Origin of the sequence: Arthrobacter sp. Soil761 (assembly GCF_001428325.1) — a bacterium.
GTDB lineage: Bacteria > Actinomycetota > Actinomycetes > Actinomycetales > Micrococcaceae > Arthrobacter.
In genome coordinates this window covers 360,757-384,206 of sequence record NZ_LMSF01000001.1, presented here as the reverse complement: position 1 = coordinate 384,206, position 23,450 = coordinate 360,757, and the positions used below count along the sequence as shown (strand labels likewise).

The following is a 23,450-nucleotide window of genomic DNA, read 5'->3' as shown; positions in this document are numbered from 1 at the left end:
GGCCAGGAAAGGACAGGCAAAGAAGCGGTTTCAATAGCCGGCGAAGGAGTCCGTCCGGACCCGGCGGGCACCGGCGCTCTTCGCCGCCCGGCGGAGCGATGCAACGCTTGCCGGGGACCCCGAAACATAGACGTCACGGGCGGCGATGTCCGGCACGAGCGCCGCAAGGGCCCCTCCGTCCAGCCGGGCTCCCGGGCCGGTGTTTGCGGCAGCGGAGGCCAGGCCGGAGGGCGGCCGGGAACCGTCCGCCAACCGCACCAGCACCCGGATGCCGGCGTCCCGGAGTTCCTCCGCGTAGGCGACTTCCCCTGCGCTATGGGCCAGGAGCAGGAGCACGGCGTCCCGCTCCCGCAGCCCCCCGGAGGACAGGTATGAAACGAAGGGCGTGATGCCGATTCCCGCCGCGATGAGCAACACCGGCCGGTGCGGATCGCGCGGCAGGATAAAGTCGCCGCCCACCGCCGTGGCTGCCACTTCGTCGCCCGGCCGCAGGGCCAGCAGCGCCTCCTTTGCCGCAGACAAGGGACCGGCCGTCCGCACGGCGAACTTCACCAGCCGCTCCCGCGGTGGGCTTGTCAGGCTGAACACCCGGCGTCGGCCCTTGCCGTCCGGCCTGGCGTGCGGCAGGTCCAGTTCCATGTACTGGCCCGGAAGGAAGCGCACCGGCCGGGCCGGGTTGAACGTGAACTCGGTGGTGGCGGGCGTCAGCTGCCGGGTGCCGGTGAACCGGAGCTTCACGGCCCCGCGCTGGCCTGCCAGGAAGGCCAGCAGGTTGCCTGCCAGCAGGGCTGCCTCGGGCGAGTTGGCGAACAGGCCCAGGTTCCAGGGGACGGCGAAGAGCACTCCCACCACGGCGGCCAGCGCCAGCTGGTGCCTGCGGCGGGGCGGCAGGGTCAGGGGCTCGGTCAGCATGAATCCCACGAAGAACAGGACCGGCCGCTGCGCCAGGGCCTGGTAGATGCCCATGCCTGCCGTCATGCCCGATCGAAGCAGTTCAAGGGTGATGATGGCGGTGGCCACCAGCGTGAACATGGATGCCATCAGCACTTTGCGGGTCCGGTACAGGACCAGCAGCACGCCCGGCACCAGCAGCCACAGCATGGCAGGTGTGGCCGCCCACCACGTAGCGATATTCAGCCCGGTGAGGCCGGTGGCGAAGGCGCCGGCGGCGGCAGGATTGAAGATGTGCCGGCCGCGCCACGCCAAGGCATATTTGGAGGCGGAGGCCAGGACGCATGCCAGCGCCACCCCGGCCAGGTCCAGCGGCTGCAGGGACGGCCAGAACAGGAAATACAGCAGCAGCCCCGTGATGAGGGAGGACTCCGTGTGGGGGTTGACCCGGAAAAGCGCCGCCAGCGCCCGGTTGGAGGCGTAGGTCAAGCCCAGGCACAGCCCCAGGTGCGCGAGCATTTCAGGGATACCGAACGTCAGCCAGCCCAGGATGTTGAGCAGGATGCTGTAGGCGGCCAGGACCGCCAGGACTGTTAGGACAACCCGGTACATGGTGAACCTGCCCACGGCGGTCCCCATCCGGCCGGCCAGGGACGGAGCCGGGGCGTGCGGTGTTTCCACGGGACTCATGAGAACAGCATCCCTTCGAATTCGGCGGAGTAGGCGGCGCTGCCGTCGGAAAAGACGGTCAGCCACGAAAAATCAAAGCTTTCCTGGAGCGCGGCGCCGGGAACAAAGAACAGGGCCGTGGCGAGGGCGTCGGCCACCATGGCAGTCCCCGCCAAGGCCCAGGTGGCGACGGCGGTCCGCACCGGCTGCCCGGTGGTCCCGTCCAGGACGTGGTGGAGTCCGTCCCCCCAGGCGCGGCGGTTGGCAGCCGACGCACACAGGGCGCGGCCGTCCAGGTGGATCGTCCCAATCGCCTGTGCAGGGTTGTAGGGGTGTTCAAGCGCCACGCTGACGGGTCCTGCCCCGCGGGCCAGCAGGTCGCCACTGGCGTCGATGACGAAGGCGCCGATGCCGGCGGCCGCCAGGTCCGCGGCCAGGAGGTCCACCAGCAGGCCCTTGCCTGCGGCGCCGATGTCCAGCAGCACGGGGGCGCTGGCCGTCAGGACGGTTCCGGACCACGTGAGCACCGATTCCCAGGCCGGCGCAGGCAGCGGCGGACCGGCCGGCCGGAGCGAATACGCTGCGTCATACCCCAGGCGCTCCAGGCTGCCGCCAATCAGCGGCGTCATGGCGCCGCCGGTCAGCCGGTAGAGCAGGCTGTAAAGCTCGCCCAGCGGAGCAGCCTCGTCCGGAAACTGATAACGCCCCGGCTCCCGTGCCAGGTCCGACACCAGCGAGTCGGCCCGGAAACGGGACCAGTCGGCGTCGAACTTCTCAACCGTGTTAAGCACGCGTGCGCGCAGGGGCGCGGGCAACGGCAGGGGAGTGGTGATGTCCCAGCCGGTTCCGATCCCCTGGAACAGGAAGTCATCCCAGTCCGTGACGGACACCGCCTACTGCGCCTCCGCCTTGATCTTGTCCACGGCCTGGTTGAAGCCTCCGCTGGTCAGGGAGGAGCCTGCAACCTTGGAAACGTTCAGTTCATCGATGTTCCTGCCCACCACCTGGGCAGCGATGCCACCGGCGAACTGGCCCTGGAACTTGCGGGTGTTCGGATTGGACGGGTGCTGGGTGATCTGCACGTCCGTGACCTTTCCCGCCGCCAGCGTCAGCTGAACGCCCACCGTTTCCGTGCCGTTGGGTGACACGTAGTTCCCGTCCGCGCTGTAGGTGCCGTCTCTGTAATTGCCGCCGCTGCCGGCCAGGGCGGAAGAACCCGCAGAAGGAGTGGACGGGCTTCCCGCAGCGCCCGGGGTGCTGTCCGCCGTGGATGGTGCACAGCCGGCCACGGTTCCTGCGAGGGACAGGCCTGCAAGGCCGGCGAAGATACCCTTGCGGAGCGCGGCGCTGGATATGGCGGGGCTTTGAGGGGTGGAGGGTCTCATGAAGGCTCTCGTTTCACTGTTGGGGCTGTACCGGTCTCTTTGCGCAATGCCGTCTTTGCGCAATCCCGTGCGGCAGTGGTTACGGTCTAGTCAACGCCGGATGGGCCGGAATGGTTCACCGCGGAGCCGGGCCCACCCGTCCATGGAGCCGGAAGGGCGGCCCAGGCCGCCAAATTCTTTGCTGTCACTGGCCCCCGGTAGTCTAGAGGGGTGACTCCCGAAGAACTTTCCCTCGCCATATCCGCCTGCCTCAAAGACGCCGTCGCCGCCGGTGATATTGACCTTGCGGCGTCAGCCATTCCGGCTGAGGTGCGCGTGGAGCGGCCCAAGAACCGGGACCACGGCGACTGGGCCACCAACATTGCCCTCCAACTCGCCAAGCAGGCGGGTACCAACCCGCGCGAATTCGCCACCCTCCTCAGCAGCCGGTTGAAGACCATCGACGGCGTCTCCGCCGTCGACATCGCCGGCCCTGGCTTCCTGAACATCACGGTGGACGCCGCGGCCGCCGGCGCCCTGGCAAAGGTCATTGTCGAGGCCGGCGGGGACTACGGCACCAACACGGCGCTCGCCGGGCACACCGTCAACATGGAGTTCGTGTCCGCAAACCCCACCGGGCCGCTGCACATCGGGCACACCCGCTGGGCCGCCCTGGGCGATTCCATCGCCCGCGTGCTGCGGGCGTCCGGGGCCGACGTCACGGCCGAGTACTACATCAATGACGCCGGCTCGCAGATGAACACCTTCGCCACCTCCGTCTACAACCGGCTGCACGGCCTTCCCGTGCCGGACGGCGGCTACCCGGGACAGTACATCGCGGACCTGGGCCACGAAGTGCTCACTGCCCACCCGGACATCCGCGAGCTCACTGAAGTGGCGGCCCTGCCGGTCATCCGCGCCGCCGCCTATGAAGCGCAGATGAAGGACATCAAGGCCACCCTGGCGGACTTCGGCGTCGAGTTCGACGTCTTCTTCTCCGAGCAGGAGCTGCACGACGCCGGCGCCATCGCGGACGCCGTCGCCCGCCTGCGGGAACAAGGCCACGTCTACGACGACGGCGGCGCGGTCTGGCTGCGCACTACGGACTTCGGCGACGACAAGGACCGGGTGATGATCCGCGCGAACGGCGAGCCGACGTACTTCGCCGCCGACGCGGCGTACTACCTGTCCAAGAAGGACCGCGGCTTCACCGAGAAGATCTACCTGCTCGGCGCCGACCACCACGGCTACATCAACCGGCTCAAGGCGATCGCGGCCGCGGCCGGCGACGATCCCGAGGTCAACATCGAGGTGCTGATCGGTCAGCTCGTCTCCGTCAACGGCGCCAAGCTGTCCAAGCGGGCCGGCAACATCATCGAACTCAAGGACCTGATCTCCTGGCTGGGCAAGGACGCCGTCCGATACTCCCTGGCGCGCTTCCCGGCCGATTCTCCGCTGACCCTTGACCCGGACCTGTTGAAGAAGCACAGCAACGAGAACCCGGTGTTCTACGTGCAGTACGCCCATGCCCGCTCGCGCGGCGCCGCACGCAATGCCGTGGCTGCGGGCGTGGACCGTTCCGCGTTCGACGCCTCGCTGCTGGACCACGCCACGGAAAACGAGCTGCTGTCCTACCTGGGCAGCTACCCGTCCATCGTGGCCAAGGCAGCAGAGCTGCGCGAACCGCACCGCGTGGCACGGCACCTTGAGGCCATCGCCGGGGCCTACCACCGCTGGTACGACGCCTGCCGCATTGCCCCCATGGGCGACGAACCCGTGACCGACCTCAACCGCACCCGCCTGTGGCTCAACGACGCCACCAGCCAGGTGCTGGCGAACGGACTCGACCTGCTGGGCGTTTCGGCGCCGGAACGGATGTGACCCGGTGACGCACACAGCAGCCCAGGCTTCTCCGCTTGCCCCGGAGTGGCTCACGGTTCCGGACGACCTCAATGCCCTCCACGAACCGATGTGGGCCCGCGACGTGGCACGCAACGGGGACGGCGAACTCAGCATTGACGGCATCCCCGTCAGCGAGCTTCAGCGGCAGTACGGCACCCCGCTTTTCGTGATGAGCGAGAACGACTTCCGTGCCCGGGCCAGGGCATTCAGCGACGCCTTTAACGACGCCTTTGCCGATATTTGCGGGGGAGTGGACGTCTACTACGCCGGAAAGTCGTTCCTCTGCACCGCGGTGGTCCGCTGGGTGGAAGAGGAAGGGCTGCGCCTGGACACCGCCTCGGGCGGCGAACTCGCCGTGGCCCACCGGGCCGGAATTCCCGGCGCGGACGTCGCGCTGCACGGCAACAACAAGTCCGACGGCGAAATCCACCGGGCCCTGGACATGGGACTGGGCCGGATCGTGGTGGACAGCCTGGCCGAACTCCACAGGGTGGGCACCATCGCCGAGGCCCGCGGTGAACAGGCCAAGGTCATGCTTCGGCTGACTCCCGGCGTGCACGCCCACACCCACGAGTTCATCGCCACTGCCCACGAGGACCAGAAGTTCGGCCTCTCCATGGCAGCCGACACCACTGACGAGGCCGGCATCTCGGCCGCCGAGGAAGCAGTGGCGGCGGCCACAGCCCATCCCGGCATCGAACTGCTGGGCCTGCACTGCCACATTGGGTCGCAGATCTTCGAACCGGACGGTTTCGCGCTGGCCGCCGAGAAGCTCCTTCGCTTCCTGGCCGCCATGCAGGAAAAATACTCCATCACCCTGCCGGAACTGGACCTCGGGGGCGGATACGGGATTGCCTACACCCCGGTGGACACCCCGCGCCCCGCCGCTGAAATCGCCACGGCGATGGCCGCCGTCGTGCGTTCCACCTGCGCCGAGCTGGGCATTGACGCGCCCCGCATCTCCATCGAGCCCGGGCGCGCCATCGTGGGCAGCACCACGTTCACCCTTTACGAGGTGGGCACCGTGAAGACGGTCCGCGTGGATGCCCCTGCGGCTTCCGCGGACGGTGACGCGGGCAACAACGTTACGTATCCCCGCCGGTATGTTTCGGTTGACGGTGGCATGAGCGATAACGCCCGGCCAGTGCTGTACGACGCGGATTATTCGGCCGTTCTGGCCTCGCGGACGTCCGGCGCGGCGCCGCAGCTGTCCCGCGTGGTGGGCAAACATTGCGAGAGCGGCGACATAGTTGTTAGAGATGTATATCTGCCCGAGGACGTGGCAGCCGGTGATCTGCTTGCTGTACCGGGAACCGGCGCCTACTGCTGGGCCCTCTCGAGCAACTACAACTATCTGGCCCGGCCGGGCGTTGTCGCGGTGCGCGACGGATCTTCCCGGCTGATTGTCCGCGGGGAAACCGAAGAAGACCTGCTGAACCGCGACATGGGAGCCTGAATGACGGAAATGCGAACGCTGAAAGTAGCCCTGCTGGGCTGTGGCAACGTTGGGGCCCAGGTTGCGCGGATCCTCCTTGAGGACGCCGATGCCCTTGCCGCCCGGACAGGTGCCCGCCTGCAGCTCAGCGGCATCGCCGTGCGCAACGTCAACGCCCCGCGCGACGTTGACCTGCCGCAGGAGCTCTTCACCACCGACGCCGACACCCTGGTCAAGGACGCCGACCTGGTCATCGAACTGATGGGCGGCATCGAACCGGCCCGCACCCTGATCCTCTCCGCGCTGCGCAACGGCGCGTGCGTCGTGACGGGCAACAAGGCGCTCCTGGCCCAGGACGGCCCCACCCTCTACGAAGAGGCTGACAAGGCCCACGTCCAGCTCTCCTACGAAGCTGCCGTGGCCGGTGCCATTCCCATCCTCCGCCCCATCCGCGACAGCCTCTCGGGCGACCGGATCACCCGGGTGCTGGGCATCGTCAACGGCACCACCAACTTCATCCTTGACCAGATGGATTCCACCGGTGCCCAGTTCGCGGACGCCCTCGCCGAGGCCCAGCGCCTTGGCTACGCGGAAGCCGACCCCACGGCCGACGTCGAAGGCCACGACGCCGCCGCCAAGGCCGCCATCCTGGCCTCGCTCTCCTTCCACACCCGCTTCGCCCTGGAGAACGTCCACTGCGAGGGAATCACCAACGTCAGCGCTGCCGACATCGCCGCGGCGAAGGACGCCGGCTTCGTGATCAAGCTGCTGGCCATCGCGGAGAAGCTGACCGACGCCAATGGTGAGGAAGGCGTGTCCGTCCGTGTCCACCCCACCCTCCTGCCGCGCGAACATCCGCTGGCCGCGGTCCGCGGTGCCTTCAACGCCGTGTTCATCGAAGCGGAAAACGCCGGCGAGCTGATGTTCTATGGCCAGGGCGCCGGGGGAACCCCCACGGCGTCTGCCGTTATGGGCGATCTCGTGTCGGCCGCCCGCCGGCTGGTCCTGGGCGGACCCCAGCGCACGGAAACCACCACCGGCCACGTCCCGGCGCTGCCCATCGAAGCGGCCACCACCAGCTACTACATCGGCCTGGATGTTGCAGACCAGCCCGGCGTGCTTGCCCGGATCGCCCAGCTGTTCGCCGAGCACGGCGTCTCCATCGAAATCATGCGGCAGACCATCCACCGGGATGCGGAATCCAACGTGGAGTCGGCCGAACTGCGGATTGTCACCCACCGCGCATCAGAGGCTGCCCTTGCAGCCACCGTCCAGGCCGTAAAGGGCCTGGACGTCATCAATTCAGTTACATCCGTTCTGCGGGTAGAAGGAGTCTAAGTGGCTCACCAATGGCGCGGCGTCATCCGCGAATACGCTGACCGTCTGCCCGTGACGGAGTCCACCCGGGTGATCACCCTGGGGGAGGGCGGCACCCCGCTGGTCCACGCGCAGAAGCTCTCAGAACTCACCGGTTCCGAGGTCTACCTGAAAGTGGAGGGGATGAACCCCACCGGGTCCTTCAAGGACCGGGGCATGACCATGGCCATGACCGCGGCGGTAGCCTCCGGTGCGAAGGCCGTTGTGTGTGCGTCCACCGGCAACACGTCCGCTTCAGCCGCCGCCTACGCAACCGCCGCCGGCCTGAAGTGCGCCGTCCTGGTGCCCGAGGGCAAGATCTCCATGGGCAAGCTGAGCCAGGCGATCGCCCATGGCGCCACCCTCCTGCAGGTGGACGGCAACTTCGACAACTGCCTGGACATCGCCCGCAAGCTGGGGGAGTCGTACCCCGTCTTCCTGGTCAACTCCGTCAACCCTGCCCGCATCCAGGGCCAGAAGACCGGCGCCTTCGAAGTGGTCGATGCCCTGGGCGACGCACCGGACATCCACGTCCTGCCCGTGGGCAATGCCGGCAACATCACGGCATACTGGAAGGGCTACAAGGAGTATTCAGCCCCCTTCGAATCCGACACGGCCGGCACCCTGCCCGCCGTCGCCACCAGGACGCCCGCCATGTGGGGCTTCCAGGCAGCCGGGGCAGCACCGTTCGTGGCGGGCCACCCGATCACCGAGCCGGACACCATCGCCACGGCCATCCGCATCGGAAACCCCGCTTCCTGGGACGGGGCCGTAGGGGCACGTGACGAATCCGGTGGACTCATCGATGCCGTCACCGACGAGGAAATCCTGAACGCCCACCGCTGGCTGTCGGCCAGGGAAGGCGTGTTCGTGGAGCCCGGCTCCGCTGCCGGCGTGGCGGGCCTGCTCAAGAAGCACGCCGCCGGCGAGGTTCCCAGCGGCAAGACCATCGTCATCACCGTCACCGGGCACGGCCTGAAGGACCCCCAGTGGGCCCTGCGCACGGAAGACGGCAGCGAAGTCCAGCCCGTCAAGGTACCGAATGACGTGGTTACTGTCGCCGCTGAGCTGGGACTGGAAGAAAAATAGCCTTGGACACCACCTCGCAGGCCACTGTCGGACTGCACCTGATCGAGCCCGGGCAGCGCGTCAGCGTCCGGGTGCCCGCCACCAGCGCCAACCTCGGTCCGGGCTACGACAGCCTGGGGCTCGCTCTGGCCCTGCATGACACCCTCACCGTGGAAAGCCTCGACACGGATGAACTCGTGTTTGAGCTCCGCGGCGAGGGCGCGGACACTTTGCCGCGGGATGCCAGCCACCTGGTGGTCCGCGCCATGGACGCGGCCTTCGAGCGGCTGGGCTACCGGCACGGCGGACTGCGGGTGGTTGCGGACAACGTCAACCCGCACGGCCGGGGGCTGGGCTCATCCGCGTCAGCGGTGGTGGCCGCAGTTTCGGCTGCAAATGCCATGGTGCCGGCCGGGGACCAGCGCGGAAAGGATTGGATCCTCCAGCTCACCAGTGAACTGGAGGGCCATCCGGACAACGTGGCACCCGCCATCTTCGGCGGCCTGGCGCTGTCATGGCAGGACAGTGAGCAGTACAGCAGCACCAGTGCCACGGTGGCCACGTCCGTCATCCCCATCGTGGCGGTACCTGACTACGAACTCTCCACCGAGGCAGCCCGCGCCCTGTTGCCGGCATCTGTGGGACACCACGCTGCCGCCATGAACTCCGGCCGGGCGGCGCTGCTGATCCACGCGCTGACGCAGAACCCCGAATTCCTGCTGCCGGGCACCGAGGACTACCTGCACCAGAGCTACCGCGCGGACGCCATGCGGCCCAGTGCCGCGTTGATCGGCGCACTCCGAAAAGCGGGCTACGCGGCCGTGGTTTCCGGTGCCGGGCCCACCGTCCTGGTGCTGGCAAACGGTGAAGACCAGGCAGGCAAGGCCCTCGCCTTCATCAAGGCCTACACGGCGGAGAACACGCCGGACATCGGCTGGCGCGTCCTGAAGCTCGCAGTGGACGTTGAAGGTGCTAAGGTTGAACTGCACCGGCGGTAATTCCGCCTATCTGATCTGCTCCTGCATTCAGTTGCTATTTGATCTACGACTGTGAATGTATTCCGGTGCCGCCTGCTTGGTCTGTCGCAGGAATCTGCAGCATTCAACTGCCCCTGAACCGTCAGTCCGGCGCTGCGCCATGGGCGCAGTGCAAGGTGAATCAGTATCCGGCCCTGCTGGCCGAAATCCAACCGGCAAGGCCGAAATCCCGGCTGCAGATCTGAACTGCAGCCCAGATCAAATCATCGCGCCCAGCTCCCAGTCTGGACGCCGTCGAGGGGGAAGGATCCTTCGTGACCGAAACCACTGAGCTGTCGCCAGCTGTGGAACACTCAACTTCTGCTGCCGAATCACCGGCCGCAACCGCCAAGAGCAGCGGCCTTGCCGGCCTGAAGCTCGCCCAGCTGCAGGCTCTCGCCAGCCAGCTCGGTATCTCGGGTGGATCCCGCATGCGCAAGGGGGACCTGGTCTCGGCCATTTCCGCCCACCGTGCCGGAACACTCACTGCCAAGGCCCCCGCAAAGGCTGCGGCAAAGGCTACGGAATCCGCCGTGGCCCCGGCCGCAGCTGCACCGGCTTCCGCTCCGGAGGCCCCGGCCGCCGAAGCTCCCGCCGCGGAAGGCACCCGTGCCCGTGGACGCGGCCGCAGCCGCCGCGCCGTCAGTGACGGCGTGGTTTCCCCGGCAACCGAAGCTCCCCTTGTGGAAACCCCCGCCGCACCTGCCGGTACCACCGTCGAGGCGCCGTCGGCCGCCCCTGCGGAAACTGCGGAGGCCACTGAAGGCGCCCCTGAGCGCCGCCAGCCGCGCACCCGCAACCGCCGCCGCAGCGAAGCCGCTGCCGCTGTCCAGGAAGCCCCGGCCGAAACCCCGGCAGAACAGCCCGCCACGGAACAGCGTTCAACCGAGCAGCGTTCAACGGAGCAGCGTTCAACCGAGCAGCGCACCGAAGCCCCCGCAACCGAAGCAGGCGACGCCGGCCAGCGCACCGAACGCCGTGAAGCCGGCCGCACCCGCGGCCGTGACAACACCTCCCGCGACTCGGACGGCGGCCGTGACAACAGCGGCAGCCGCGACGCCGGCCAGCGTGAAGGTGCCCAGCGTGAAGGTGCCCGGGACAACCGCGACAACGATGACAGCGACGGCGGAAGCCGCCGCAACCGCCGTAACCGCCGCGACCGGAACGACCGCAACGACCGCTCCGGTGGCCAGGACCGGGACAACTCCCGCAACGACCGCTTCCGCGACCGCAACGACCGCCGCCGTGGCCGCAACCAGGGCCCGGACGTGGACGACGTCGAAATCACCGAAGACGACGTGCTGCTGCCCGTCGCCGGCATCCTGGACGTCCTGGAGAACTACGCGTTCATCCGCACCTCCGGCTACCTGCCGGGCCCGAACGACGTCTACGTCTCCCTCGCCCAGGTCAAGAAGTACAACCTGCGCAAGGGCGACGCCGTGGTCGGCGCCATCCGTGCACCGCGTGACGGCGAGGACCGCAGCCAGCAGTCCGCCCGCCAGAAGTTCAACGCCCTTGTCCGCGTCACTTCTGTCAATGGCAAGACGCCTGAGGAACTCAAGGACCGCGTCGAATTCGCCAAGCTCGTCCCGCTGTACCCCTCCGAGCGCCTGCGCCTCGAGACGGACCCCAAGAAGATCGGCCCCCGGGTCATTGACCTGGTGGCCCCGATCGGCAAGGGCCAGCGCGGCCTGATCGTTTCGCCGCCCAAGGCCGGCAAGACGCTCATCCTGCAGTCCATCGCCAACGCCATCACCACCAACAACCCTGAGGTCCACCTCATGATGGTGCTGGTGGACGAACGTCCCGAAGAAGTCACGGACATGCAGCGCACCGTCAAGGGTGAGGTCATCGCCTCCACCTTCGACCGTCCCGCCGACGACCACACCACCGTGGCCGAACTCTCCATCGAACGCGCCAAGCGCCTCGTGGAGATGGGCATGGACGTGGTGGTCCTCCTGGACTCCATGACCCGCCTGGGCCGCGCCTACAACCTGGCAGCACCGGCCTCCGGCCGCATCCTGTCCGGTGGTGTGGACTCCGCAGCCCTCTACCCGCCCAAGCGCTTCTTCGGTGCCGCCCGCAATATCGAAAACGGCGGCTCGCTGACCATCCTGGCCACCGCCCTCGTGGAGACCGGATCCAAGATGGACGAGGTCATCTTCGAAGAGTTCAAGGGCACCGGCAACATGGAGCTCCGCCTGTCCCGCCAGCTGGCCGACAAGCGCATCTTCCCCGCCGTGGACGTCAACGCGTCCGGCACCCGCCGCGAGGAAAACCTGCTTTCCCCCGAGGAAGTCAAGATCATGTGGAAGCTGCGCCGCGTCCTCTCCGGACTCGAGACCCAGCAGAGCCTTGAACTGCTCACCAACAAGATCCGGGAAACCCAGAGCAACGTCGAGTTCCTCATGCAGGTCCAGAAGACGACGCTTGGTGCGAAGTCGGATAACGACAAGTAGCTGAGTCAGGGGCGGGGCCGTCGCATAATCTGCGGGCCCCGCCCTTTGGCGTGTCCTACCAGCCACCCGGCGAAACTAGACTTGTACAAGTCGAAAGAGGTTTTAAATGTTTGAGTCCGTACAGGGCCTGCTTGATGAGCATGATGCCATCCAGGCGCAGCTGGGGGATCCTGCTGTCTATGCTGACCAGCGGCTTGCCCGGAAACTGGGGCGGCGGTCGGCTCAGCTCAATGGCATTGTCGAGGCCTACCACAAGTGGGAAGGCATCCGTGATGACCTTGCCGCCGCCAAGGAGATGGCGTCCGAGGACCCCGAGTTCGCCGCCGAGGTGCCTGAACTCGAAGCCGCGATGGAGACTGCCGCGGCCAAGCTGCGCCGCCTGCTGATTCCCCGGGATCCTGACGATGCCCGCAACGTGATCCTTGAGGTCAAGGGCGGTGAAGGCGGCGACGAGGCCGCGCTGTTCGCCGGCGACCTGCTGCGCATGTACACCCGGTACGCCGAGTCGCGCGGCTGGAAGACCGAAATCATCTCCGCCACCGAATCGGACCTCGGCGGGTACAAGGACGTCCAGGTGGCGGTCAAGGGCAACTCCAACGACCCCGCCGAGGGCGTGTACGCACGGCTGAAGTTCGAAGGTGGCGTGCACCGCGTCCAGCGCGTGCCCGTCACCGAATCCCAGGGCCGCATCCACACCTCCGCTGCCGGCGTGCTGGTCCTGCCCGAGGTTGACGAGCCCGAAGAACTCGAGATCAGCCCCAACGACCTCAAGATCGACGTCTACCGTTCCTCGGGCCCCGGCGGGCAGTCCGTCAACACCACCGACTCCGCCGTCCGCATCACGCACCTTCCCACCGGCATTGTGGTGGCCATGCAGAACGAGAAATCACAGCTGCAGAACCGCGAGGCCGGCATGCGCGTCCTGCGGGCACGCATCCTGGCGCACCAGCAGGAGCAGATCGACGCCGAGAACTCGGCCCAGCGGAAGTCGCAGATCCGCACCATGGACCGTTCGGAGCGCATCCGCACCTACAACTACCCGGAAAACCGGATCGCGGACCACCGCACCGGCTACAAGGCCTACAACCTTGACCAGGTCATGAACGGGGACCTGGAGCCGGTCATCCAGTCCGCCATCGAGATGGACGAGCAGGCGCGGCTGGACGCCATCGGCGACTAGTCCGCCCGGCGCACCATCAGGACACGAAATACAGGACATGACATTCGGGCCAGGCCAGTCGCTCGCTGATGCCGTCAGCGAGGCCACCGCCATCCTGCGGGACGCCGGCGTTCCCAGCCCGCGCGTGGACGCGGAGCTGCTTGCGGACCACCTGCTGAACGTAGGGCTCGGCCGGCTTCGCGCCATGATGCTCGGCGATGCGCCGGCACCGGAAGGCTACGAAGCCCTCGTGGCCGAACGCGCCGGCAGGACTCCGCTGCAGCACATCACCGGCGTCGCCCACTTCCGCTACCTTGAACTGGCCGTGGGGCCCGGGGTGTTCATCCCGAGGCCGGAGACCGAATCCGTGGTCCAGCTGGCCATCGACCACGTCAAGGACATGCAACGGCCCCGGATCGTGGACCTGGGGACCGGTTCCGGCGCCATTGCCGGATCCATTGCGCACGAGGTACCGGGCGCCGAGGTCCACGCCGTCGAATTCAGCCCGTTTGCGCACTCCTGGGCGGCCAAGAACCTGGCACCGTTGGGCGTCAACCTGGTCCTGGGGGACCTGCGCGACGCCTTTCCGGAACTCAACGGGACAGTCGACGTCGTGGTTTCCAACCCGCCCTACATCCCCGCCGAGGCCATCCCCAACGAACCGGAAGTGGCCCTGCACGACCCGCCCGAGGCGTTGTACGGCGGGGGAGCCGACGGCATGGAACTTCCGACGGCGGCGGCCGCCTCCGCTGCCCGGCTGCTGCGTCCCGGCGGCTACTTCGTCATGGAACACGCGGAAGTCCAGTCCGGCTGGATAGCCGCCATGCTTGCCAGGACCGGATCCTGGACAGCCATCACGACGCACCTGGACCTCAACGGCAAGGAGCGCGCCACAAGTGCCGTGCTCGCGGACCAGGCCATACGGAATGAAAGAATGGGCCAGTGACCACTACTTATGACTGCACCATTGACGACGAACGGGCACGCGGCCTGGAACATGCCCAGCGCGCCATCAGAGAAAAGAAGTGCGTCGTGCTGCCCACGGACACCGTCTACGGCATCGGCGCAGACGCGTTCTCGCCGCAGGCCGTCACCATGCTGCTGGTTTCCAAGGGGCGCAGCCGCACCATGCCCCCGCCTGTCCTGATTCCCCGCATCAACGCCCTGGACGGCCTGGCCACCGAGGTTTCGGCCGAAGCCCGCAAGCTGGCAGAAGCCTTCTGGCCCGGCGGCCTGACCCTGATCCTGCACGCCCAGCCGTCCCTTGACTGGGACCTGGGCGAAACCAAGGGAACGGTGGCGCTCCGGATGCCCGCCGACGAGGTCGCCCTGGAACTGCTGACCCTGACGGGCCCGCTGGCCGTTTCCTCTGCCAACCGCACCGGCCAGGCCCCTGCGCAGACTGCCGCAGCGGCGCGGGAACAGCTGGCGGACTCGGTGGAGGTTTACCTGGAGGGCGGCCCGCGCCCACTGGAAGGCGAAGCCGGCGTGCCGTCAACCATCGTGGATGCCACCGGCCCCATCCTGCGCGTGGTGCGCAACGGGGCAGTGAGCCTGGACCGGTTGCGCGAGCACGTCCCGGGCGTCCTTGGCCTGGGTGAAATCCCTATGGCGGAGAAGGAAGCGGCACCGGCGCAGCCCGCGGCAGGGGAGGACGGGAACGACGCCGGGTCCGCGCCTGCTGCGTCCGGCTCCTCCGCGGTCACGGGTACAGCAGCGGAACCCGCCACGCCGGCCGGAGACCCGCAGCCTTGATGACGCTGGAGCGCCAACGCATTCCCGTCCTGGACGTCCATGCCACTCCGCTGCGGGTGCCTGAACTCGTTGCGGAACTGAGCAGCTACGTGGCGGAAGGTTCCACGCGCACCGTCCTGGGCCACAACCTGCACAGCGTCACGCTGGCCTTGTCCGACGCCGGGTTCCGCCGCCTCTACGAGGAAAGCGATGTGGTGCTCCTGGACGGGGCGCCGGTGCTGTGGCTCTGGGGGAGGACCGGCAACGCCGACGGTCCGGTCATGGACTACCGGCTGGGCTCCACCGACTGGCTGCCGGCCCTGGACCAGGTCCGGGGGCTGGAACGGATCGCCGTGATCGGCGCCGGTCCGGACGCGAACGCCGGAGCTGTCAGCCGGCTGAAGGCGATCGTTCCGGGCGCCCGCGTGTCCGGCCTGCCCGGCGAAGGCTGGGGTCCTGCCCTGGAGGAAGCCGCTGTCGCATGGCTGCACCGTGAACAGCCCCAGATGGTCCTGCTTGGCCTGGGAATGCCGCTGCAGGAGGACGTGCTGCAGCGGCGGCTGCGCGACATGCCCCCGGCCGTCTACTGTGCCGTGGGCGGCGCCATCGAGCAGTTGGCCGGGGTCCAGAAGCTGGCGCCGCGGTGGCTTGGCAGGATGGGGCTGGAGTGGGCCTGGCGCCTGCTCCTGCATCCCCGCCGCGTGGCGTACCGGGTCCTGGGCGAGCCGTGGGTGCTGCTGTGGCTCCTGGCCGCGCGCCGGCTGCGGACCAGGGCCTGAACCGGCCGCGGCTGGTCTGAAACCGGGAGAGGGGCGCTGGCTAGAACTTCTGGTCCTCCAGGGGGCCAAAGCCCTTGCCCCGCAGACCCGTGCCAAAGGCGCGCGCCCAGGCCACAAAGCCCGGCAGGTCGCGGCGCTGCAGGAAGTAGCCCAGGTACCCGCCGGCGTCGGCCACAAAAGAGCGCACCCGGAAGTACCGGCGGATGAGGTAACCGCGGTTCCGGTAGTAGTAATAGCGCTTGAAGGCGGAGTCGGGGACGATGACATGCCAGCGGGCGCCGTAGACATGCTGCGTTTCCGTGAAGGCGTGCGGATGCGTGATGGCCGTGGTGGTGACCGTCCCAAAACGTATGCCGGCCTTGCGGAGCCGGATGGTGAAATCGACCTCGTCGCCGCGGATGAACAGCCGCATATCCGGCAAGCCCACTTTGAAGAACACGTCCGAGCGGATCAGCGCGCCGTTGAAGAAGTGGCCGTCGTCCGGAAGGAAACCGAGCTTCTCCACCTCTGCCCGGTCGTGCGTCACCTTGCCGTCCAGGCGGAAGAAAAAGGACAGCCGGTCGGGATGGCCCGGCGCCGTGACAAGGGGAACCACAGTCTCCAGGTCGCGCGCCTCGGCCTCGCGCAGCAGCGTGGCCAGGCATTCGGGATCAGCCGGCTCGGCGTCGTCGTCCATCATCCAAATCCAGCGGGCACCGCTGGCGACTGCCTTGAGGGCGGCCAGCGCAAATCCGCCCGCGCCCCCGAGGTTGGCTTCGGACCGGACGTAGTCCACATTGCGGTGCTTTTCGGCCACCTCCCGTGCAGGCGTGGTGCCACTGTCCACCAGGCAAATGGTGTCCACGCGCAGGCTCTGCGCGTTGATCGAATCCAGCAGCACAGACAGTTCCTTGGGCCGGTCGAACGTCACGGCGGCAACCGCAATGCGGGGGGTCATGGAGGTCCTTTCAGCATGGCCGCCAGGGAGTTCCCCGCCTGATATGCGCCCGTGTGGCGCGGAGCCATGGTGCCGGTGGCACTAGTATCTTTGACTAGAGTCCACTGTAATACAGCCCTGTACGGCACCGAACACTGCCTGCTGCGCGCTCGGCGACGGAGAAGTTTCATTTATCGAAGAACAGATTCCCGGCCAGTGAGCCCACCGACCACGGACCGGCTGCCAGGGCAGCCGAGCGGCTTCGACACCACCAATCCTGAAACGGCTCCAGTCCCATGATCATGTACATGCTCATGGGACTGGTGGCTGCCATTGTGTCCTACGCTGCCACGTGGGGCGCCCGCATCGTGGGGCACCGGCTTGAACTGCACCTGCCCATCCGCAGCCGTGACATGCATTCCACCCCCGTTTCCAGGCTTGGCGGCGTGGCGATCTTCCTCGGTGTCATGGTGGCACTGGTCCTCGCCAGCCAGTCCTTTTTCGTCAAGGACATCTACCGGAACAATTTCTCCCCCTGGGGGGTCCTCGCCGGTGCAGCGGTGATCGTCCTGGTGGGCGTGGCGGACGACCTGCTGGACATCCGCTGGTGGGTGAAGCTGATCGGTCAAAGCGCCGCCGGACTCACCGTGGCCATCTGGGGTGTCCAAATGACCATCGTCCCGTGGGTGCCCGACCCCATCTACCTCCAGGACGGGACACTCCGCGTGGTGCTGACGGCGGGACTCATCGTCACCACCATGAATGCCTTCAACTTCATTGACGGATTGGACGGCCTTGCTGCAGGCGTGGCCATCATCGGCGGAACGGCGTTCTTCTTCACCGCCTACTGGGTGCACCGGAACGCTGTGCTGCTGGACTACTCGGACCTGGCAACCCTCATTACGGCCGTCCTGGTAGGCGGGTGCCTGGGGTTCCTGCCACACAATTTCTTTCCGTCGAAGATCTTCATGGGCGATTCCGGCGCCATGCTGATCGGGCTGCTCATGGCCTCGGCCGGCGTCGTGTCCACAGGACAGATCTCCTCAGGCCTGTATGACCGTGCCAACGGTATTTCCACCGTGATTCCCATCCTGCTTCCCTTCGCCGTGCTCTTCCTTCCGCTGCTGGACCTGGGCCTCGCAGTGGTCCGCCGCACGGCCCGCGGGCGTTCGCCCTGGTCCGCCGACCGCGGGCATCTGCACCACAAACTGCTGGACATCGGCTACTCCCACCGCACCGCCGTGATCCTGATGTATCTCTGGACCGCCGTGCTGTCCTTCGGCGGCCTGGCCTTTGCCGTCTTCCCCTGGCAGGTCGTTCTCGCCGTCGACATCTTCGCCACCCTGGTGATGGGACTGGTGACCGCATGGCCATACCTTTCCCGCGGCAACGGGGAAACTGCGGCGTAACGCCGGTTCTGAATTATTTCTATCTCATGTAGAATTTAAGGGCAGCCCAAGCTGCCACTCCACCCCCTGCCTCCTGGCCATTTGCCATGTGGTGCCGACGATTGGGATCGAATGACCTCCAACGCCGAGTCCGGACCTGCCTCCGGCAACGGACACGTTGGTGCCTCCGGTCCCACCCGCTCGCTGTGGCTGAACCTGCTTAAGCGCAGCTCGATCGCCGCCGGTGCAGGGCTCGTCCTGTGTGCCATTCCCGCCGGACTCCTCAACGGAGCAAGCGGCGCGGTCTCCAGCGTGCTCGGTGGCCTGCTGGTCATGCTGTTCTTCGGCATCAGCCTGCTGATCGGCCACTTCGTGGGACGCGGGAACCCGTCCGGCGCGATAGGGATGTTCGTAGCCACCTATTTCATCAAGGTAGTTGGATTCGCGGTCGTCCTGTTCGTCATCGGCGCCCCTGAATGGCTCCACGGCCGTTGGTTCATCATCGGCGCCGTGGTGGCGGTCGTCCTGTGGCAGGCCGCTGAGATCCACGGATTCAGCAGGGCCCGCCTCCAGATCTACAACGATCCAGATGACAAGGGAGCAACCCATGCGTGACCAGAAGAAGCCCGCGGCTGCCGCACATGGCAAACGCGGATCCAACGGCTCCGCAGCAACCGATTCCGACGCCTCCACCGATGGCGGCTACAACGCTGGAATGGCTGTATTCAGCTACATCATTGGCGGAATCATCGTCTGGAGTTTGATAGGGTGGGGACTGGATTATCTGTGGGGAACGCGCTGGATTGTGCTCGCAGGCGCTCTGCTCGGAGCCGTCGGAGGTTTCTACCTTTCCCACATGCACGGCCTCACCAGTTCCCGAAAAATTGCTGATGAGCGCCATGCTCCCAGCGCACCGTCCCAGGACGGAAAAGATAGTGCCAAATAATTTCACAGGGGGAACAGCAGGCTGTCAGGCTGCCGGACCCCGCCCAACGCCCAATGATGGACACTGCAGAGAGGAAACGCGTTGATCGCGCTTGCGCTCCCGGCCCAAGATTCAGGAGAGTTCACTCCTCCTGGTATTAACGAAATGCATTTGCCGGCAATCCTGCCGTGGGGTGCCGCAGAAGGATTCTCCAAGCAGATGCTGCTGGTCCTCCTCTCTGTCGTCTTTATCGCAGTCTTCTTCGTGCTCGCCGCACGCAAGCAGCAGCTGGTACCCGGCAAGCTCCAGTTCGCCGGAGAGGCCGCCTACGGCTTTGTCCGCAACGGCATTGCCAAGGACATCATCGGCGGCAGGGACTTCATGAAGTACGTCCCCCTGCTGTTCAGCCTGTTCTTCTTCATCCTGGTCAACAACATCTACGGCGCCATCCCGGTGTTCCAGCTCCCCACGTTCTCGCACGTGGGTGGAGCGTACGTGCTGGCCGGCCTGGTCTATGTCACCTGGATCGCCATCGGCGTAAAGAAGAACGGCCTGCGCTACTTCAAGCTGGCCACCGTCCCCTCGGGCGTGCCGTGGTACATCCTGCCGATCGTCATCCCGATCGAAATCATCTCCAACTTCGTTGTCCGGCCCGTCACGCACAGCCTCCGTCTGTTCGCGACCATGCTGGCCGGCCACCTGATCGTGATGATCGCCGGTTCCGGCATCGAATACCTCATCATGCAGGAGAACGTGCTGCTGAAGGGAACGTCCGTCCTGGTGCTGGCAGGTGCCATCGCCATGTACATGCTCGAAGCCCTGATCATGGTCCTGCAGGCCTACGTCTTCACGCTGCTGACCGCGATCTACATCGAAGGCGCCCTTCACGCCGACAGCCACTAGGCACCCTGCCGGGAGCGACGCTCCGCCGGCCCACCACAGTCTTCCCCTCGCGGGGATGAAGCAACCCAAACAACCTGCCACACAAAGTGGCATCTTGAAAGGAAAAAAAATGGAAGGCTCCATCAACGGCTCCCTCAACCTCATCGGCTATGGCCTCTCGGCTATCGGCGGTGGTATCGGTGTGGGTCTCGTGTTCGCTGCCTACATCAACGGCGTTGCACGTCAGCCGGAAGCCCAGCGCGTCCTGCAGCCGATCGCATTCCTTGGCCTGGCGCTGACCGAAGCACTCGCCATCCTGGGCCTGGTCTTCGCTTTCGTTCTCAAGTAAACCTTCAGAACTTCAGCGAACATTCAGAACCGAGTAGATAAGGACGGGTGAAATATGCATCAGCTGATCATCTCAGCCGCCGCTGAAGGCGACGTCAACCCACTTATTCCCAATGCCTGGGAAATGCTGGTTGTCTTCGTGGGCTTTGCCATCCTCTTCTTCATCGTGGTCAAGTTTGTTGTCCCGATGTTCGAGAAGACCTTCGCAGAGCGTGCCGAGGCCATCGAAGGCGGTATCGCCAAGGCTGAAAAGGCCCAGGCTGAGGCGTCTGCTGCACTCGAAGAGTACAAGCAGCAGCTGACCGACGCCCGCACCGAAGCCAACCGCATCCGTGAGGAAGCCCGCGCCGAAGGTGCCCAGATCCTCGCGGATCTCAAGGAGAAGGCGGCAGCAGAGTCTGCCCGCATCACCGCGCAGGCCCACGCACAGATCGAATCCGAGCGCCAGGCGGCCGTTGTGTCCCTGCGCTCTGAGGTAGGCACCCTGGCCACCACCCTGGCAGGCCGCATCGTGGGCGAATCGCTCAACGATGATGAGCGTGCAGCGCGGGTTGTGGACCGCTTCCTGGCAGATCTGGAGTCCCAGAACGCAGGTGCAGCTAAGTAATGGCAGGCGTATCGAGCGAATCGCTGGCAACAGCGCTGGCAGAGTTGGAAGCAAAGCTTCCCACCGCGTCGCTGCAGCTGGCAAAGGAACTCTTCGGAATTCTGGGAATGGTGGACAGCTCGGCTGGCTTGCGCCGCGCCCTGACTGACCCGTCCCGCAACGGTGACGAAAAGTCGGCGCTGGTCAAGCAGCTGGTTGGCGGGAAAGTCTCCGCTGATGCTGCAGACATTGCAGGCGGACTGGCCAGCTCACGCTGGGCAAACGCCCGTGATATCGGCGATGCACTCGAGACTCTTGCCGCAACGGTGGTCATTTCCGTTGCTGAAAACAAGTCGGCCGTTTCTGCCTCCGGAATCACTGGCCTGGAAGAGCTGGAGAACGACCTGTTCTCCTTCAACCAGGCTGTTGCCTCCAGCCATGAGGTACAACGTGCTCTGTCCGAACCACAGGCCAGCGGTGCAGCCAAGGTTGTACTTGCGGAGAAGCTTGTGCCCGGCGCCAGTGAGGAAGCGAAAGTCCTCATTGTCCAGGCTGTAACCCAGCCCCGCGGCATCAAGCCCACCCGGCTGGTGCAGCGGTTCGCCGAGCTTGCGGCCAAGCGGCAGCAGCGCTGGATTGCGACGGTCAGCGTGACCCGTCCTTTGACGCAGACGCAGCTTGCCCGCCTGCAGGCTGGCCTGAATGCCATGTACGGGCGGGAACTGAAGGTCAACCTCAATGTTGACCCGGCACTCATTGGCGGCATCCGCGTCCAGGTTGGTGACGAAGTGCTTGACGCTTCGGTCCTCACCAAGCTGGGCGAGCTGCAGCGCCAGCTGGCCGGCTAGCCGGACAAGCACAACCTAACTGATAGAAACCCCGGTCACCGCTTGCGGTGATCACAAACAGGAGAGCAGGGACTGCAGATGGCCGAATTGACCATCAACGCCGACGACGTCCGTAATGCGCTGAACGAGTTCGCGGCGTCCTACGAACCCGGAAACGCAGAGCGCGTAGAGGTCGGCCGCGTAACCACCGCTGGTGACGGCATCGCCCGTGTTGAGGGCCTTCCCTCGGTCATGGCGAACGAGCTGCTGCGCTTTGAGGACGGCACCCTGGGCCTTGCCCAGAACCTCGACGTCCGCGAAATCGGCGTCATCATCCTCGGTGACTTCACCGGCATCGAAGAAGGCCAGGAAGTACACCGCACCGGACAGGTTCTGTCCGTTCCCGTGGGCGACGCCTTCCTGGGCCGCGTTGTCGACCCGCTGGGCATGCCCATCGACGACCTCGGCGAGATCAAGGCCGAGACCACCCGCGCCCTGGAGCTCCAGGCTCCCGGCGTGACCCAGCGCAAATCGGTGCACGAGCCGATGCAGACCGGCCTCAAGGCGATCGACGCCATGATCCCGATCGGCCGCGGCCAGCGCCAGCTCATCATTGGTGACCGCCAGACCGGCAAGTCTGCCATTGCCATCGACACGATCATCAACCAGAAGGCCAACTGGGCTTCCGGCGATGTGACCAAGCAGGTCCGCTGCATCTATGTGGCGATCGGGCAGAAGGCGTCCACCATCGCCGCCATCCGCCAGACGCTCGAGGACAACGGTGCGCTGGAATACACCACCATTGTGGCTTCTCCCGCTTCGGACCCCGCAGGCTTCAAGTACCTGGCACCGTATGCAGGCTCGGCCATTGGCCAGCACTGGATGTACGGTGGCAAGCACGTCCTCATCGTGTTCGATGACCTGTCCAAGCAGGCCGAAGCCTACCGCGCCGTGTCGCTGCTGCTCCGCCGTCCGCCGGGACGCGAAGCCTACCCGGGCGACGTCTTCTACCTGCACTCCCGCCTGCTGGAACGTTGTGCCAAGCTTTCCGACGAGCTCGGTGCCGGTTCCATGACGGGCCTGCCGCTGATCGAGACGAAGGCGAACGACGTGTCCGCCTACATCCCGACCAACGTCATCTCCATCACCGACGGCCAGATCTTCCTGCAGTCGGACCTCTTCAACGCCAACCAGCGTCCCGCTGTTGACGTGGGTGTCTCGGTGTCCCGCGTTGGCGGTGCCGCCCAGGTGAAATCCATGAAGAAGGTATCCGGCACCTTGAAGCTGGATCTGGCCCAGTACCGCGATATGCAGGCCTTCGCGATGTTCGCATCCGACCTGGACGCAGCATCCCGCCAGCAGTTGACCCGTGGTGCACGCCTGATGGAACTGCTGAAGCAGGGCCAGTACTCACCGTTCCCGGTCGAGGACCAGGTTGTGTCCATCTGGGCCGGCACCAACGGCTACCTGGACGACGTTCCGGTTGAAGACATCAGCCGCTTTGAGTCGGAGTTCTTGGAGCACCTGCGCCACAAGTCCTCGATCCTGACCACGCTGGCCCAGACCAACGTGCTGGACGACGACACCGTTGCGGCCCTGAAGTCCTCGATTGTCGACTTCAAGAAGGGGTTCTTCGGCGAGGGCGACAACCTGCTGGTTGGTGCCGGGCATGAAGAGCACGCCCCCATCGACGAGGCCCAGGTTGACCAGGAAAAAATCGTCAGGCAGAAGCGCTAGTTCCACTGA

Annotated in this window: 22 protein-coding genes; 18 read left to right on the top strand and 4 right to left on the bottom strand. The window is 66.1% G+C overall.

Annotation, left to right across the window (positions count from 1 at the left end; all coding sequences use genetic code 11):
* Nucleotides 1-30 precede the first annotated feature (30 nt).
* Genes ASG79_RS01795 through ASG79_RS01785 form a run of 3 tightly spaced genes read right to left on the bottom strand, consistent with a single transcriptional unit; the run spans nt 31 to nt 2,945 of the window.
* The gene (locus tag ASG79_RS01795; RefSeq protein WP_056388008.1) at nt 31-1,581 is read right to left on the bottom strand and encodes an FAD-dependent oxidoreductase; all 1,551 of its coding nucleotides are present in this window, start codon (nt 1,579-1,581) and stop codon (nt 31-33) included.
* Complete coding sequence (locus ASG79_RS01790) at nt 1,578-2,450, bottom strand: FAD:protein FMN transferase (RefSeq protein ID WP_056388006.1); 873 nt, start codon at nt 2,448-2,450, stop codon at nt 1,578-1,580. The genes ASG79_RS01795 and ASG79_RS01790 overlap by 4 nt, the downstream gene beginning before the upstream one ends.
* Before the next feature lie 3 nt (nt 2,451-2,453).
* Complete coding sequence (locus ASG79_RS01785) at nt 2,454-2,945, bottom strand: FMN-binding protein (RefSeq protein ID WP_051081309.1); 492 nt, start codon at nt 2,943-2,945, stop codon at nt 2,454-2,456.
* Nucleotides 2,946-3,155: 210 nt separating this feature from the next.
* Between ASG79_RS01785 and argS the strand changes: the two genes are divergently transcribed.
* The 10 genes from argS to ASG79_RS01735 all read left to right on the top strand — a co-directional run bounded on the left by argS (nt 3,156) and on the right by ASG79_RS01735 (nt 15,832).
* Entirely contained in the window at nt 3,156-4,805 is a 1,650-nt protein-coding gene (gene argS, locus ASG79_RS01780) for an arginine--tRNA ligase (protein WP_056388003.1), read from the top strand.
* 4 nt (nt 4,806-4,809) lie between these two features.
* Nucleotides 4,810-6,282 carry a diaminopimelate decarboxylase gene (gene lysA, locus ASG79_RS01775; protein ID WP_018768419.1) on the top strand — a complete coding sequence of 491 codons (1,473 nt, stop codon included), beginning with the start codon at nt 4,810-4,812 and terminating at the stop codon, nt 6,280-6,282.
* Nucleotides 6,283-7,599: a homoserine dehydrogenase gene (locus tag ASG79_RS01770; protein WP_018768418.1), complete on the top strand. Its 1,317-nt coding sequence runs from the start codon at nt 6,283-6,285 to the stop codon at nt 7,597-7,599. It abuts the gene before it with no gap.
* Nucleotides 7,600-8,706, top strand: coding sequence for a threonine synthase (thrC, locus tag ASG79_RS01765; RefSeq protein ID WP_018768417.1), 1,107 nt, complete (start codon nt 7,600-7,602; stop codon nt 8,704-8,706).
* 2 nt (nt 8,707-8,708) lie between these two features.
* A complete protein-coding gene (thrB, locus tag ASG79_RS01760; RefSeq protein WP_018768416.1) occupies nt 8,709-9,683 on the top strand; it encodes a homoserine kinase in 975 nt (324 codons plus the stop codon).
* A 293-nt stretch (nt 9,684-9,976) separates the two neighbouring features.
* The gene (gene rho / locus ASG79_RS01755; RefSeq protein WP_056388001.1) at nt 9,977-12,160 is read left to right on the top strand and encodes a transcription termination factor Rho; all 2,184 of its coding nucleotides are present in this window, start codon (nt 9,977-9,979) and stop codon (nt 12,158-12,160) included.
* A gap of 106 nt (nt 12,161-12,266) precedes the next feature.
* A complete protein-coding gene (gene prfA / locus ASG79_RS01750) occupies nt 12,267-13,340 on the top strand; it encodes a peptide chain release factor 1 (RefSeq protein WP_018768414.1) in 1,074 nt (357 codons plus the stop codon).
* 37 nt (nt 13,341-13,377) lie between these two features.
* On the top strand, nt 13,378-14,265 hold the full coding sequence (gene prmC, locus ASG79_RS01745) for a peptide chain release factor N(5)-glutamine methyltransferase (RefSeq protein ID WP_056387999.1): 888 nt from the start codon (nt 13,378-13,380) through the stop codon (nt 14,263-14,265).
* Nucleotides 14,262-15,074 (top strand): L-threonylcarbamoyladenylate synthase, encoded by an 813-nt coding sequence (locus ASG79_RS01740; RefSeq protein WP_056387997.1) that lies wholly within the window; start codon nt 14,262-14,264, stop codon nt 15,072-15,074. The genes prmC and ASG79_RS01740 overlap by 4 nt, the downstream gene beginning before the upstream one ends.
* Nucleotides 15,074-15,832, top strand: coding sequence for a WecB/TagA/CpsF family glycosyltransferase (locus ASG79_RS01735; RefSeq protein ID WP_056387995.1), 759 nt, complete (start codon nt 15,074-15,076; stop codon nt 15,830-15,832). The genes ASG79_RS01740 and ASG79_RS01735 overlap by 1 nt, the downstream gene beginning before the upstream one ends.
* Before the next feature lie 40 nt (nt 15,833-15,872).
* Here ASG79_RS01735 and ASG79_RS01730 read toward each other — a convergent pair whose 3' ends face one another.
* The gene (locus tag ASG79_RS01730) at nt 15,873-16,769 is read right to left on the bottom strand and encodes a glycosyltransferase (RefSeq protein ID WP_056387994.1); all 897 of its coding nucleotides are present in this window, start codon (nt 16,767-16,769) and stop codon (nt 15,873-15,875) included.
* A 275-nt stretch (nt 16,770-17,044) separates the two neighbouring features.
* Here ASG79_RS01730 and ASG79_RS01725 point away from each other — a divergent pair, with 275 nt between their 5' ends.
* From ASG79_RS01725 to atpA, 8 genes are all read left to right on the top strand, one after another.
* The gene (locus ASG79_RS01725; RefSeq protein WP_018768409.1) at nt 17,045-18,157 is read left to right on the top strand and encodes an MraY family glycosyltransferase; all 1,113 of its coding nucleotides are present in this window, start codon (nt 17,045-17,047) and stop codon (nt 18,155-18,157) included.
* A gap of 111 nt (nt 18,158-18,268) precedes the next feature.
* Nucleotides 18,269-18,751 (top strand): hypothetical protein, encoded by a 483-nt coding sequence (locus ASG79_RS01720; RefSeq protein WP_056387992.1) that lies wholly within the window; start codon nt 18,269-18,271, stop codon nt 18,749-18,751.
* Nucleotides 18,744-19,082 carry an AtpZ/AtpI family protein gene (locus ASG79_RS01715; protein ID WP_018768407.1) on the top strand — a complete coding sequence of 113 codons (339 nt, stop codon included), beginning with the start codon at nt 18,744-18,746 and terminating at the stop codon, nt 19,080-19,082. Before ASG79_RS01720 ends, ASG79_RS01715 begins: the two co-directional genes overlap by 8 nt.
* A gap of 81 nt (nt 19,083-19,163) precedes the next feature.
* Complete coding sequence (gene atpB, locus ASG79_RS01710) at nt 19,164-19,964, top strand: F0F1 ATP synthase subunit A (RefSeq protein ID WP_026265641.1); 801 nt, start codon at nt 19,164-19,166, stop codon at nt 19,962-19,964.
* Nucleotides 19,965-20,073: 109 nt separating this feature from the next.
* The gene (gene atpE, locus ASG79_RS01705) at nt 20,074-20,292 is read left to right on the top strand and encodes an ATP synthase F0 subunit C (protein ID WP_003804776.1); all 219 of its coding nucleotides are present in this window, start codon (nt 20,074-20,076) and stop codon (nt 20,290-20,292) included.
* A 54-nt stretch (nt 20,293-20,346) separates the two neighbouring features.
* Nucleotides 20,347-20,898 (top strand): F0F1 ATP synthase subunit B, encoded by a 552-nt coding sequence (locus tag ASG79_RS01700; protein WP_018768405.1) that lies wholly within the window; start codon nt 20,347-20,349, stop codon nt 20,896-20,898.
* Nucleotides 20,898-21,725 carry a F0F1 ATP synthase subunit delta gene (locus ASG79_RS01695; RefSeq protein WP_056387991.1) on the top strand — a complete coding sequence of 276 codons (828 nt, stop codon included), beginning with the start codon at nt 20,898-20,900 and terminating at the stop codon, nt 21,723-21,725. The genes ASG79_RS01700 and ASG79_RS01695 overlap by 1 nt, the downstream gene beginning before the upstream one ends.
* Before the next feature lie 78 nt (nt 21,726-21,803).
* Nucleotides 21,804-23,441, top strand: a complete 1,638-nt coding sequence (atpA, locus tag ASG79_RS01690; protein WP_056387990.1) for a F0F1 ATP synthase subunit alpha — start codon at nt 21,804-21,806, stop codon at nt 23,439-23,441.
* Nucleotides 23,442-23,450: the final 9 nt, after the last annotated feature.